The sequence below is a fragment of the Aquabacter sp. L1I39 genome, assembly GCF_017742835.1.
GTDB lineage: Bacteria > Pseudomonadota > Alphaproteobacteria > Rhizobiales > Xanthobacteraceae > L1I39.
This window is the reverse complement of the sequence record NZ_CP072392.1, coordinates 2597421-2610059: the sequence shown is the minus strand read 5'-3', so window position 1 is coordinate 2610059 and position 12639 is coordinate 2597421. Positions and strand designations below refer to the sequence as shown.

The window sequence follows — 12639 nt, the reverse complement described above, 5'->3', positions numbered from 1 at the left end:
CGATCGCGGGTCCTGCAGCGATTCGCACCCGGTTTGATCCGCCTGCGTTCCCCGCTTCCCGCCGTGCGAGTCCCAAGATGGGACACCGGGGAACGAATCGCTGACTCCCCCTGCAAACCGATTCGCGCCTGCTTCGTTCTCTTCCCGTTCTCCACCCGGGGTGGCATTCTGGCATTGGCGTCCCGATATGCTACAGATCCACTCTTCTCGCAGCGGGCAGTTCTGGCGCTCATGGATGATGTCACGAAGCTCGCCGTTCTCCCGCGTTCCATCCGTGCGCGGGGCGTGACGGCGGTCTTGGGTCCCACCAATACCGGCAAGACGCATCTGGCCATCGAGCGCATGCTCGGACACGAAAGCGGGATGATCGGCCTGCCGCTGCGCCTGCTCGCCCGCGAGGTCTATCAGCGCATCGTCGAGCGGGTGGGGCCGGAAAAGGTGGCCCTCGTCACCGGCGAGGAGAAGATCAAGCCGCCGAACGCCCGCTATTGGGTGGCCACCGTCGAGGCCATGCCGCGCGACCTGGACGTGGCGTTCGTGGCCATCGACGAGATCCAGCTCGCCACCGACCTTGATCGCGGCCACGTCTTCACCAACCGCCTGCTCAACCGGCGCGGGCGCTTCGAGACGCTGATTCTCGGCGCGGCCACCATGCGCCCGCTGTTGGAACGGCTGATGCCCGGCATCAATGTGCAGGTCCGGCCGCGCCTTTCCACCTTGTCCTTCATGGGCGAGCGCAAGATCACCCGCCTGCCCCCCCGCTCGGCCATCGTCGCCTTCTCAGCAGAGGAGGTCTATGCCATCGCCGAACTGATCCGCCGCCAGAGGGGCGGCGCGGCGGTGGTGATGGGCGCGCTCTCGCCGCGCACCCGCAACGCCCAGGTGGAGCTCTACCAGTCCGGCGACGTGGATTATCTGGTGGCCACCGACGCCATCGGCATGGGCCTCAATCTCGACGTGGACCATGTGGCCTTTGCCTCGGACCGCAAGTTCGACGGCTGGCAGTTCCGCCGCCTCAACCCGTCCGAAATGGCCCAGATCGCCGGCCGCGCCGGCCGGGCGCAGCGGGACGGCACGTTCGGCACGACGGGGCGCTGCCCGCCCTTTGAGCCCGAATTGGTGGAGCGGCTGGAAGCCCATGTGTTCGACACCGCCAAGGTGTTGCAATGGCGCAACGCCGTGCCCGACTACAGCTCGCTGGCGGCGCTGAAGGACAGCCTCGGCCTTCCCCCACGGGAGGACGGACTGACCCGCGCGCCCACCGCCGACGACGTGCAAGTGCTCGAAATCATGAGCGCTGACGCCGATATTGCGGCCATCGCCACCTCCCCCCACGTCATTGAGCGGCTGTGGGAGACGTGCCAGGTGCCGGACTATCGCAAGATCTCCCCCGGCGCCCATGCGGACCTGGTGCGGGGGCTCTTTCACCATGTGGGAACGGGTGGATTTATCCCCGATACGTGGTTCGCGCGTCAAATCGCCTTGACCGATCGCCCAGAAGGCGACATCGACACGCTATCGAGACGGATTGCGCAGGTGAGGACCCTCACCTTCGTTGCCAACCGTCCCGATTGGTTGAAGGATCCGGGGCACTGGCAAGGCGTCACGAGAGGGGTCGAGGACAAGCTGTCCGACGCGCTGCACGAACGGCTGGCTCAGCGGTTCGTGGACCGCAGAACCAGCGTGCTCATGCGGCGCCTGCGAGAGAAAACGATGCTCGAAACTGAGATCAGCAAGACCGGCGATGTCACCGTGGAGGGCCATGTGATCGGCCATCTGCAGGGCTTCCAGTTCGCACCCGATCCGACGGCGGGTGGCGAGGAGGCAAAGGCCCTGCGCGCCGCCGCACAAAAGGCCCTGGCGGGCGAGATCGAGGCGCGCGCAACCCGGGTGGGCATGGCGGTGGACGAGGCGTTCGTCCTCACCGCCGACGGCACCATCCGCTGGACCGGCGAGCCGGTGGCCAAGCTCATTCCCGGCGACGAGGTCCTGAAGCCCCGCTTCAAGATCATCGCCGACGAGCACCTCACGGGCGCTGCCCGCGACCAGGTGGAGGCGCGCCTCGCCTTGTGGCTGAAGGCCCATGTGGAAAAGCTGCTGGGCCCGCTCCAGAAGCTCGCCGAGGCCGAGGACATCACCGGCATCGGCCGGGGCATCGCCTTCCAGATCGTCGAGGCCCTCGGCGTGCTGGAGCGCACCCGCGTCGCCGAGGAGATGAAGACCCTCGATCAGGCCGCGCGGGCCACGCTGCGTGGCTATGGCGTGCGCTTCGGTGCCCATCACATCTATCTGCCCGGCCTGCTGAAGCCCGCGCCCCGCGCCCTGGCGGCCGAGCTCTATGCCCTCAAGCATGGCGGCCTCGCCCAGAAGGGGCTCGACGAATTGCCGCACCTTGCGGCGAGCGGGCGCACCTCCATTCCGGTGGACCCGGAAATCCACAAGGGCCTCTATCGGGCCGTGGGCTTCCGCGTGTGCGGCGAGCGGGCGGTGCGCGTGGACATTCTGGAGCGCCTTGCGGACCTCATCCGCCCGGCGCTCGCCTGGCGTCCCCAGTCGCCCGGGCCCAAGCCCGCCGGCGCCGTGGATGGCCGCGGCTTCACCGTGACCGTGGGCATGACCTCGCTTGCCGGCTGCTCCGGCGAGGACTTCGCCTCCATCCTGCGCTCGCTGGGCTACCGGATGGAGCGCCGCGCCGCGCCGCCGCCCGAGGCCCCGGCCGCGGAAGCCGCACCCGAGCTTGCCCCGGCGCCCGAAGGCGCCATCGAGGCGGATCTGCTGTTCGATCCGGTGGAAGCGCCCGCCGCGCCCGAGGCTGACGTCGCCCCCACGCCCGAGGCGCATGCCGCCGATGCTGCCGATGCCGTGGAGGCGGTGGAGGCTGTGGAGGCGCCTGCGGACGGTCCCGACGCCGAGGCACAGGACGCCCAAGCGGAAGACGCTCAGGCGGAAGACGCTCAGGCGGAAGACGCTCAGGCGGAAGACGCCGCTGCCGAGATGGATGCCAGCCCCGAAGAGACGCCCGAGGCGGCTACCGAAGGTGGCGAGACGGACGCTGCGGTCGCGACCGAGGCCGGCGCGGTGGAGACCGTTGCCGCCGAGGGCAGCGAAGCCACTGCAGACCCTGCCTCGCTTGAACCCGCCTTGATCGAGGTATGGCGTCCCGGCCGTCCGCCGGGCGCGCCGCGCCGCGAGCGCTCCGGCCGCGAAGGCCAGCGCCACGGACAGGGTCAGGGCCAAGGACATGGCCAAGGACATGGCCAAGGACATGGCCAGGGCGAAGGTGGCCGCGAGCGTGGTGGCGAGCGCAAGGGTGGCGAGCGCAAAGAGGGCGGACGCTTCCAGAACCGCCGCTCCGATCGGCCGCAGGAGCGCACCGCCGCCTCCGGCGCGGGCGAAGCACCCGCCGAGCGCAATGACCGCCAGAACCAGGGCCAGCGCCCGCCCCGCCAGGACCGCCCCTTCCGCGGCCCCCGCGAGGGCGAGCCCCAGCGCGGGCCGCGTCCCGAGCGGGTGCAGGTCCACCAGGACCGGCGCCGCGACAAGCCCATGGACCCGGACAGCCCCTTCGCCGCCCTCGCCGCGCTCAAGGCGCGCCTGGAGGCGGAGAAGAAGGGGAGCTGAGTGTTCGTCGCCGAACGCGAGGATCGCCAGCGCCTCGATCTGTGGCTCTGGCATGCCCGCGTGGTCCGCTCGCGCAGCGCCGCGACCGCCTTGGTGCGGTCCGGCCATGTGCGGGTGGATGGTGCCCGCATCGTCAGCGCCGGCCATGCGGTGCGCGTCGGGCAGGTGGTCACGGTGTCCCTGGACGCCGGCGTGCGCGTGCTGCGCATTCGCGACTTTTCGCCCCGGCGGGGAAATGCTACAGCAGCAGCCGAGATATTCGAAGATTTGACATCAGAACAAAGTGAAAAGTAGCGCCCCGCATGCCTCCCCCGCCTTTCCCGCCCTTGCGCGGAAAGGGGGCCTGCGCTAGTCCGGCGCGCGAAAGGGAACCGCCATGACCTACGTCGTCACCGAGAACTGCATCCGGTGCAAATATACGGACTGCGTTTCGGTCTGCCCGGTGGACTGCTTCTACGAGGGCGAGAACTTCCTCGTCATCCATCCCGACGAATGCATCGATTGCGGGGTGTGCGAGCCGGAATGCCCGGCCGAGGCCATCAAGCCGGACACCGAGCCGGGCCTTGAGAAATGGCTCGCGCTCAATGCCCAATATGCGCAGGCCTGGCCGAACATCACGCTGAAGCGCGATCCCCTGCCCGACGCCAAGGAATGGGACGGCAAGCCCGGCAAGGAAGAGCTGCTCTCCCCCGAGCCCGGCCAGGGCGACTGACGTCCGCCTAAGGTTCCGACCAAGCCTCAAGGCAAGGCGTCCAGCGCCTCGTATTGCGACAGGGCCAGGCCGCCCGCCGCGTCCAGATAGGCGCGCCCATAGGGCGCAGCCTTCAGGCGCGCCATGTCCTGGTAGATGGTGCCGCCCAAAGGCGGCCGCGCCTGCGGCGTCGCGCATGGCACGCCGATGGTAGCCGCCTGGCCCGCCGCGAACGCGGTGCCCCGCTCCACCCGCCGCACGATGCCCGCCACCTGGCACTGGCCGAAGGCGCCCTCCGGCGGCGTCACGGCACTGATCTCCAGCACGATCACGCTCGCCGCCTCCCGCCGCGCCTGCTCGTAATAGTGCGGCGCCAGCAGCGCCTTCGCCTCGGGCGCCAGGGCCGGCAAAGCGAGGCACAGGACGGCGGTTGCGACGGCGGCCCGCACCCGCCGTGTCCGCGCGGCTCCCACTGGCTTTTTCATCCGCCATTTTCCTTCTGCAGTCCCGCCTGAGTTCGGCACGCTTGGCCGTTCCGTGCGGCGGCGTTTTTGACTATAAGGCGCCCATGCTCGAACAGACAGAAACCGGCGCGGCGCCGACCGCCGCCCTCCCCGACTATGCGCACCGGCGGACCTTCGCCATCATCTCGCATCCGGACGCGGGCAAGACCACGCTCACCGAGAAGCTGCTGCTGGCTTCCGGCGCCATCCGCATGGCCGGCCATGTGAAGGCGCGCGGCGAGCGCCGGCGCACCCGCTCGGACTGGATGGAGATCGAGCAGCAGCGCGGCATCTCGGTCACCTCCTCGGTGATGACGTTCGAGCGCGACGGCATCGTCTTCAACCTTCTGGACACGCCCGGCCACTCCGACTTCTCGGAAGACACTTACCGCACCCTTTCGGCCGTGGACGCGGCGGTGATGGTGATCGACGCCGCCAAGGGCATCGAGAGCCAGACTCGCAAGCTGTTCGAGGTCTGCCGCCTGCGCGACATTCCCTTCTTCACCTTCATCAATAAGGTGGACCGGGAAGGCATCGACCCGCTGGCGCTGATGGACGACATCTCCGCCACCCTGGCGCTCGATTTGACCCCCTTCACCTGGCCCATCGGCATGGGCACGGACTTTCGCGGCCTCATCGACGTGAAGAGCAAGCGGGCGCTGCTGGCGGAGGAGCGCGGCGGGCCGCTCACCCGCATCGTGCCGTTCGACGAGGTGGAGGACCTCCTCGGCATGGACGGCCTCGATGAGTTCGACAGCCGGATCCTGGCCGATGCGGTGGAGGGCCTGACCCTGGCGCTCGGCGTGCTCCCCGCCTTCGAGGTGGACAGCTTCCGCGAGGGCCACCTCTCGCCCGTCTTCTTCGGCAGCGCCATCAAGGAAGCCGGGGTCGCGGAACTGCTCACCGGGCTCGGCACCTTCGGCCCCTCGCCCTTGCCGCGCACCGCCAATGGCCGCGTGGTGGAGCCGCAGGAAGATCATGTCTCCGGCTTCGTCTTCAAGGTGCAGGCCAATATGGACCCCAACCATCGGGACCGGGTGGCCTTCGTGCGCCTGTGCTCCGGCACCTTCAAGCGCGGCATGAAGCTGTTCAATGCGCGCGAGAAGCGCAACATGGCCATCGCCAACCCCATCTTCTTCTTCGCCCAGGAGCGCGAGACGGTGGACGAGGCGGTGGCCGGCGACATTATCGGCATTCCCAACCACGGCATGCTGCGGGTGGGCGACACGCTCTCAGAAGGCGAGACCATCCGTTTCGAAGGCATTCCCGACTTCGCGCCGGAAATCCTGCGCCGGGTGCTGCTGTCCGACCCCATGAAGGCCAAGCAGCTCTCGAAAGCCCTCCAAGACATGGCGGAAGAAGGCGTGGTGCAGGTGCTGCGCCCGGTCTCCGATCCCGCGCCCATCGTCGGCGTGGTGGGCACGCTCCAGCTGGACGTGCTCTCCTCGCGCCTGGAAAAGGAATATGGCGTTCCGATCCGCTACGAGCCGGTCTCCTTCGTGACCGCCCGCTGGATCGTGGGCGAGCGGGCCGAGATCGACCGCTTCATCGAGACCTCCCGCTCCTCCATCGCTCGCGACCGCGACGAGGCCCCGGTCTATCTCGCCCGCAGCCAATGGGTGCTCGACCGCGCCATCGAGGAATGGCCCAAGCTGAAATTCGTGGCCGTGAAGGAACGCGGGTGAGCGAACAAAAGGGAGGGGGAATATGTTCACTCTGTTGAGCTTCGTCTTTTTGGCAGCAGTTGGCTGGGCTTCCAGGAGACGGAATTCATCCGAACGCCACCTCTACAGTCAAAGCGAAGGGACGCACTATGGCGCCCTGCTCCTTCATATACGTCAAGATTTAAAGATTCTGACCTTCACCCTAGCATTTATCGCAGTAATGCTTGGGGTTATTGCCGACAAAATTAGCTAACAGGCGAGGCAAGCAGGTCCATTGCTCTTCGCCATTCCGCAAAACAAATAATGGTAATTGGAGTACGGTTATGTCTGAGACCGCCGCCCTGGCCAATCCCGACCTTGAACTCGTCATCAACGCCGCCTTCGAGAACCGCGCCGAGATCGGCTTCTCCACCCGCGGCGCGGTGCGCGAGGCGGTGGAGGAGGCCCTCTCTCTGCTCGACGCCGGCAAGGTGCGCGTGGCCGAGCCGCTGGAGGACGGCACCTGGCAGGTGAACCAGTGGCTCAAGAAGGCGGTGCTCTTGTCCTTCCGCCTCAACGACATGGACATCATCACCGGCGGTCCCGGCGGGGCGGCCTGGTGGGACAAGGTGCCCTCCAAGTTCGAGCGCTGGACGTCCGACGACTTCCGCGCCGCCGGCTTCCGCGCGGTGCCCGGCGCCGTGGTGCGCCGCTCGGCCTATATCGCACCGAACGTGGTGCTGATGCCCTCCTTCGTGAATCTCGGCGCCCATGTGGGCGAGGGCACCATGGTGGACACCTGGGCCACCGTGGGCTCCTGCGCCCAGATCGGCAAGCATGTGCACCTGTCCGGGGGCGTCGGCATTGGCGGCGTGCTGGAGCCGCTCCAGGCCGGCCCGGTGGTGATCGAGGACAATTGCTTCATCGGCGCCCGCTCCGAGGTGGTGGAGGGCGTCGTGGTGCGGCGCGGCTCCGTGCTGTCCATGGGCGTCTTCATCTCCGCCTCCACCAAGATCATCGACCGGGAGACCGGCGACATCTTCATCGGCGAGGTGCCGCCTTATTCCGTGGTGGTGCCGGGCTCTCTGCCGGGCAAGCCCCTGCCCGACGGTCGCCCCGGCCCCTCGCTCTATTGCGCCGTGATCGTGAAGCGCGTGGACGAGCAGACCCGCGCCAAGACCTCCATCAACGATCTGCTGCGGGACTGATCCACGGCACCAGCACCGGCGCCCGCGCCTGGAGCCGCCCTTTCGGGGCGTCGCCTCGGGGCGCGGTGCCGCCTGTACAGCCGCGGCGCGGCGGAAGGGCACCCTTCCGCCGACGGTGCCCCGTCGGATCGACCCTCGGGCGCCGCAGCCACCCCCAATGCGTGGGGCCCCTTTGCTGTGGGGTCCCTTCCGACGTTTTTCTCCGAACGCGCCAGGCCACAGGGCGGCCGCCGCGCGCAGACAGGATGCGTGGCCCGCCAAGACGAGAGAGCCCTCCGCCAACGATCTCGTGCGGAGCCGGCGGGGCACCGCCGAACAAGCGGACCTTGCCCCGTCTCGCCATGCCAAGCGTTGATCGCTACACGCTTTCCCCTGATGCGCAGGAGCGGCGCCACCCGTCGGGGAAAGAAGACCCCTCGGCCAACAGCCCGCGCGGTTGATCCCAGGCGATCGCGACGCCCGTCACGACAGCAGCAGGTGCCCGCCTCCTGCTGGTCGCCGCAGCACGTTGGCCGTGCGGTGCGACCGCAGCGCGCGGTGAGAAAACACGGGCCCGCCAGGGACGCGGGGCCTTCAGCCGGGCCATGACACTCCGAAGGGCAGGTGCTGGCAGGCCTGCGTTCCGCAGCCCGGCAAGGCCTGTGCACGGATGATTGGGGACGGCGTGAAATCCGGCTTGCCAGAGCCCCTTCGCTCGGTATATTTCGCCGCCTTGCCTGGGTGGCGCGGATTTCCGCGTCGGCATCCATAGCGGATGCGATCCTGGCAAGTTCGCACAGGCAGATCCGCCGGCGCCTTGGCGCCTCAAGGATCCCGCAGGATGTCCAGATCCTCGCCTGATCATGCGACGCGCATGTGAAGATGCGCACGCCGGTTCGCCGGCCGCCGGGGAGGCGCAGCCCGCCCCCGGTGAAGTCCAGGGCTGCAGCGCGCCCGCGCGCTGAGGAGAGGTGGCCGAGTGGTTGAAGGCGCACGCCTGGAACGCGTGTATACGGGAAACCGTATCGAGGGTTCGAATCCCTCTCTCTCCGCCAACACTCATTTTCACCCCCTCTCATAAAGCCTCAGAACCCTTGCCAGCGCTCGGTTTGCGCGCCATATCGGCTGCAGGGCGTCTCACGATATCGCGCTAAAGCGCAGTCGATCCCGGGTAAAAGCCGGGTAAGGCCGCCTCCGGAAACCGGGTAAAGGGGAGGCCGGGTAAATGCCGCTGACAGACATGCAGATCCGCAAGGCCAAGGCAGCTGACAAGCCCTACAAGCTGACCGACGGCGGCGGTCTCCATCTCGCGATATCCCCGGCAGGGGGCAAGGTGTGGCGTCTGCGGTACGAGATCGCCGGCAAGGAAAAGCTCCTCACCATCGGGCCGTACCCGGACATCAGCCTCCAGGAAGCCCGTGAGGCCCGCATGGCCCAGAAGAAGCTGCTTCGCGAGGGCAAAGATCCATCTGCAGAGAAAGCGGATCGCAGGCGTGTTGCCACCGCCCCGGCCCATGTGACCTTCGAACACCTCGCCCGCGAATGGTACGGCATGAACAAGCCGCACTGGACGCCGACCCATTCCACCTTCCGCCGGAGCCTAGCGAGTTGGTGATCGCCATCGATGCCGACCGGGCGGGGCGCAAAGCGGGCCGCGTGCTGGGCGAACGCGCCTCCTCCCTGGGATGGCATGTCTTCTGGGCAGAACCGCCGGATGGTCTCGATTGGAATGATGTCCTGCAACGCCAGCAGGAGAATGGGCGATGAATATCGACATCATTACTCCCGTGCCGTTCGAAGAAACGTCTGCCCCGTTGCTCGATCCCCAGCCGATCGCTGCTGCCCTTCCTGCGGTCGAGCAGTTGCTGCCCCAAACGCTGCCGCAGGTGATCGGGAATTATGTCTTCGACGTCTCCGACCGCACCCAATGTCCTCCGGATTTTGTGGCCGTGGGCGCCCTGGTCGCCTGCGCAACCTTGATTGGGAACCGGGTTCGCATCCTGCCGAAGCAATTCGATGACTGGACGGTGGTCCCGAACCTATGGGGCGCTGTGGTGGGGCCGCCCTCTCGGCTCCCATCTGGCGCGCGGTTCGCGGGCTGTAACCCGCGCGGATGCGGGCTGGATCCCGCCCACCAGTGAGAGAGTTGCGATCTCGATTTCGACGGTGCCCCGCCCGATGCGGTCGTATTTGAAAGCGGCATCGCCATTGAAGGCCTCAAGGAAAAAGGCCCGGTCGACCTGAAATGCCTCATCCTCAAGCTTCGCGAGAAGGCCGGGCAATTCATCTCGAACAACGAGCAAGCCGCGCGGGTTTTCGTTCAAGAGCTCCCCCAGCTTTTCAACGGTCGCATCGTTCACCATCAGCCTTTTGCGCTTCGGGGTTTCGAGAGCCGCCTCCTGCGCTTCGGCGATGATCTCCCTTGCCGCGTCACGGTCATGATCCTTGAGCCTCTTCTTGGCCTCCTTCCGCGCCTCCTCAAGGGCGAGCTTTGTGACTTCGGCGTCCGCCTCAGCTTGAGCGTTTTCGCTTTCCCACTCCTTCCGCCACGCCCGCTCGATTTTGTGGAGCGGCGCAAGCGCATATTTCAACGCTGGGCTCTTCATTGCCGAACCTGTCAAAACCTTACATCGCTCAGGCGATCGCCGAAGCGATGGAACGCCGGGCAGAGGCGGCGGGCGTGGAAGCGACCCGCGTCCTGCAGGAACTGGCCCGCATCGCCTTCGCGGACATCGGGCAGCTCTTTGATGCGGAAGGCAAACTCAAACCGTTGAGCCAACTCGATCCGGACGACCGTGCGGCTATCCGATCCCTGCAAATCACGACCCGCGAGATGGGCGATGGGACGTTGGAACGAAAGGCCGCCATTCAGGTCTGGGATAAGCTCGCAGCCCTTGAGAAACTCGCGCGGCACCTCGGATTACTCTCAGCTCCTGCTGAAAAAGGTACCGAAAATCCGGTGGCATCCCTGCTGCAAGACTTCCAGCGAGGCGAGGACTGCGCATGAGCCGCCGCCCCCCTCAAACGGGCAGGAAATGGCCCGCGGTCCCCCTTGGCAGGCCTGTGGGATTCAGCCCAAATAGCGCGATTCGTGTGATCCGGCTTGCAATGCTCGGAATGGTAGATTTGCCGTGCCCACTGCCTCAGGTGCAGGGGCGGCGATAGGGGTTTTGTGGATGTCGAGGCTGGCGCTCAGGGACAAGTTTCTGGCAACTCTGGGGGATCTCGGTGGATCTGCCGGCAACGGCCGGCTTCGCGATGCTTTGGGGTGGATCGAAGCCACATACGACAACGTCAAGGAAGAGTTGGTGAGTGAGGGCCTCGTGAAGCTCGGGCGCGGAAGGGGTGGTTCTGTCTCGCTTCCAGGTGCCGACGCGGAGCAAAAGAGCGAAGAACCACAGCAACCCGGTCCGCCCCTGAGTGCCGCACCGAAGACCAAGGCGACCCGCGCCGAAAATGGGCGGGGCGGTGATCTGGGGTTCGAAGCGGACCTCTTCAAAGCTGCCGACAAGCTGCGCGGCAATATGGAGCCGTCGGACTATAAGCACGTCGCGCTCGGCCTGATCTTCCTCAAGCACATTTCCGACTCGTTCGAGGCCAAGCGCGTGGAACTTTTGGCCGAGTATCCGCAGGGTGCCGAGGACCGGGACGAGTATGCGGCGGAAAACGTATTCTGGGTGCCGCCCACGGCGCGCTGGTCCCATCTGCAGGCGAACGCGAAGCAGCCGACGATCGGTAAGATGATCGACGAGGCAATGATCGCCATCGAGAAGGACAACGAGAACCTCAAGGGCGTGCTCCCCAAGGACTATGCCCGCCCCGCGCTGAATGCGGTGATGCTCGGCGAACTGATTGATCTCGTGTCCGGCATCGCGCTCGGCCAAGGCAAGGGCGAGGCGCGCGACGTGCTCGGCCGCGTCTATGAGTATTTCCTCGGCCAGTTTGCCGGATCGGAAGGCAAGCGTGGCGGTGAGTTCTATACCCCGCGCTCGGTGGTGCGGGTGATGGTCGAGATGATCGAGCCTTTCAAAGGCCGCGTCTATGACCCGTGCTGCGGCTCGGGCGGCATGTTCGTGCAGTCTGAGAAGTTCGTGGAGCTGCACGGCGACCGCATCGGCGACATCGCCGTCTATGGCCAGGAGTCGAACTACACGACGTGGCGGCTGTGCAAGATGAACCTCGCGGTGCGTGGCATCGATGCGGACATCAAATGGAACAGCGAGGGCAGCTTCCATAAGGACGAGTTGCGCGATCTGAAGGCGGACTTCGTCCTCGCCAACCCACCGTTCAACATATCCGACTGGGGCGGCGACCGGCTGCGCGAAGATGTTCGTTGGCGATACGGCGTCCCGCCGGCAGGCAACGCCAATTTCGCCTGGGTGCAGCATATCGTGCACCATTTGTCGCCCTCGGGCGTCGCGGGTGTCGTACTCGCCAACGGTTCGATGTCCTCGACGCAGAACAGCGAAGGGGAAATTCGTAGGGCGCTGATCGAGGGCGTGAACGGCGCGCCCGGCGTCGTCGATTGCATGGTGGCGCTGCCGGGCCAGCTCTTTTATTCGACGCAGATTCCGGTCTGCCTGTGGTTCCTGGCACGGGACAAATCGAACGGCATCGCCCGCAACGCGAAGCTGCGTGATCGGCGCGGCGAGATCCTGTTCATCGATGCCCGCAAGCTCGGCCACATGGTGGACCGCACGCGCAAGGAGTTCTCCGACGCCGACATCGAGAAGATCACCCGAGCCTATCACGCTTGGCGGGGCGAAGGAGATGCCGGGGGCTATGAGGACGTGCCCGGGTTCTGCAAGTCGGCGACGTTGAATGAGATTCAGGTGCACGGATACGTATTGACGCCAGGACGGTATGTCGGGGCGGCGGAGGCTGAAGAAGATGATGTGCCATTCCTAGGCTCAGGACTCATTGATCAGAGCCAGAAGATGACAGTTGCGGCGATGCAGATGGCGGAGAAGAAGGTGTGGGCGCATCGGTCGTAG

Annotated in this window: 12 protein-coding genes and 1 tRNA gene; 11 read left to right on the top strand and 2 right to left on the bottom strand. The window is 66.4% G+C overall.

The annotated features are described in order from the left end of the window. Window positions 1–231: 231 nt before the first annotated feature. The 3 genes from J5J86_RS11470 (at window position 232) to fdxA (ending at window position 4333) form a co-directional block, all read left to right on the top strand. Entirely contained in the window at window positions 232–3621 is a 3390-nt protein-coding gene (locus J5J86_RS11470; RefSeq protein ID WP_209105065.1) for a helicase-related protein, read from the top strand. Next, window positions 3622–3915, top strand: a complete 294-nt coding sequence (locus J5J86_RS11465; protein ID WP_209105064.1) for an RNA-binding S4 domain-containing protein — start codon at window positions 3622–3624, stop codon at window positions 3913–3915. Window positions 3916–3997: 82 nt separating this feature from the next. Then, window positions 3998–4333 (top strand): ferredoxin FdxA, encoded by a 336-nt coding sequence (gene fdxA / locus J5J86_RS11460; RefSeq protein WP_209105063.1) that lies wholly within the window; start codon window positions 3998–4000, stop codon window positions 4331–4333. Between the two features lie 26 nt (window positions 4334–4359). Here fdxA and J5J86_RS11455 read toward each other — a convergent pair whose 3' ends face one another. Continuing rightward, entirely contained in the window at window positions 4360–4797 is a 438-nt protein-coding gene (locus tag J5J86_RS11455) for a hypothetical protein (RefSeq protein ID WP_209105062.1), read from the bottom strand. Window positions 4798–4880: 83 nt separating this feature from the next. Here J5J86_RS11455 and J5J86_RS11450 point away from each other — a divergent pair, with 83 nt between their 5' ends. The 6 genes from J5J86_RS11450 (at window position 4881) to J5J86_RS11425 (ending at window position 9786) form a co-directional block, all read left to right on the top strand. After that, window positions 4881–6500, top strand: a complete 1620-nt coding sequence (locus J5J86_RS11450; protein WP_209105061.1) for a peptide chain release factor 3 — start codon at window positions 4881–4883, stop codon at window positions 6498–6500. A gap of 302 nt (window positions 6501–6802) precedes the next feature. Continuing rightward, a complete protein-coding gene (gene dapD, locus J5J86_RS11445; RefSeq protein ID WP_446698673.1) occupies window positions 6803–7666 on the top strand; it encodes a 2,3,4,5-tetrahydropyridine-2,6-dicarboxylate N-succinyltransferase in 864 nt (287 codons plus the stop codon). 944 nt (window positions 7667–8610) lie between these two features. Beyond that, window positions 8611–8700: transfer RNA gene (locus J5J86_RS11440), tRNA-Ser, on the top strand. A gap of 170 nt (window positions 8701–8870) precedes the next feature. Next, window positions 8871–9260, top strand: a complete 390-nt coding sequence (locus J5J86_RS11435) for an Arm DNA-binding domain-containing protein (RefSeq protein ID WP_209105060.1) — start codon at window positions 8871–8873, stop codon at window positions 9258–9260. Continuing rightward, the gene (locus tag J5J86_RS11430) at window positions 9257–9412 is read left to right on the top strand and encodes a toprim domain-containing protein (protein WP_247658492.1); all 156 of its coding nucleotides are present in this window, start codon (window positions 9257–9259) and stop codon (window positions 9410–9412) included. Before J5J86_RS11435 ends, J5J86_RS11430 begins: the two co-directional genes overlap by 4 nt. After that, window positions 9409–9786 carry a DUF3987 domain-containing protein gene (locus J5J86_RS11425; RefSeq protein ID WP_209105058.1) on the top strand — a complete coding sequence of 126 codons (378 nt, stop codon included), beginning with the start codon at window positions 9409–9411 and terminating at the stop codon, window positions 9784–9786. The genes J5J86_RS11430 and J5J86_RS11425 overlap by 4 nt, the downstream gene beginning before the upstream one ends. On the opposite strand, the gene J5J86_RS11420 is transcribed toward J5J86_RS11425, so the two are convergent. Next, window positions 9685–10251, bottom strand: coding sequence for a DUF3987 domain-containing protein (locus tag J5J86_RS11420; RefSeq protein WP_209105057.1), 567 nt, complete (start codon window positions 10249–10251; stop codon window positions 9685–9687). The two genes, J5J86_RS11425 and J5J86_RS11420, sit on opposite strands and share 102 nt — an antisense overlap. On the opposite strand from J5J86_RS11420, the gene J5J86_RS11415 reads away from it, so the two are divergent. Together J5J86_RS11415 and J5J86_RS11410 are read left to right on the top strand one after the other, a co-directional pair. Continuing rightward, window positions 10251–10652, top strand: a complete 402-nt coding sequence (locus tag J5J86_RS11415) for a terminase small subunit (RefSeq protein ID WP_209105056.1) — start codon at window positions 10251–10253, stop codon at window positions 10650–10652. The genes J5J86_RS11420 and J5J86_RS11415 overlap by 1 nt on opposite strands. Before the next feature lie 169 nt (window positions 10653–10821). Continuing rightward, window positions 10822–12639, top strand: a complete 1818-nt coding sequence (locus J5J86_RS11410) for a class I SAM-dependent DNA methyltransferase (protein WP_209105055.1) — start codon at window positions 10822–10824, stop codon at window positions 12637–12639.